Origin of the sequence: Amycolatopsis sp. cmx-11-32, assembly GCF_047608695.1 — a bacterium.
Lineage (GTDB): Bacteria > Actinomycetota > Actinomycetes > Mycobacteriales > Pseudonocardiaceae > Amycolatopsis.
Genome location: NZ_JADNQN010000055.1, coordinates 1 through 513 on the forward strand (window position 1 = coordinate 1; position 513 = coordinate 513).

Below are 513 nucleotides of genomic sequence, written 5' to 3' on the forward strand. Positions count from 1 at the left end.
ATTCGGGTTGTTCCATTCCATTCCATTCCATTCCACTCCATTCCATTGCACTCGGGTTGATTCCATTCCATTCCATTCCATTCCATTCCATTCCGGATGATTCCATTCCATTGCATTCCATTCCATTCCATTCCCCTGCACTCGGGTTGATTCCATTCCATTCCATTCCATTCCATTCGATTCCATTCCATTCCAATTCGTTCCATTCCATTCTATTCCTTTCCATTCCATTCCATTCCATTCCATTCCATTCCATTCCATTCCATTCCATTCCTTTCCATTCCATTCCATTCCATTACATTCGGATTGATTCTATTCAATTCCCTTACACTCCATTACATTCCATTCCATTCGGGTAGTTTCCATTCCATTCCATTCCATTCCACTCCATTCCATTGCACTCGGGTTGATTCCATTCCATTGCATTCCATTCCATTCCATTCCATTCCATTCCGTTCCATTCCATTCCCTTACATTCGGATTGGTTCTATTCAACTCCCTTAGTCTCCATTA

The 513-nt window shown here is 41.9% G+C and carries 1 protein-coding gene; it reads right to left on the bottom strand.

Features of this window, described 5'->3' with window-relative positions; genetic code table 11:
* Positions 1–286, bottom strand: a 286-nt coding sequence (locus ACM6LR_RS39350) for a hypothetical protein (RefSeq protein WP_414945660.1), incomplete at its 3' end; no start/stop codon positions are given.
* Positions 287–513 lie beyond the last annotated feature (227 nt).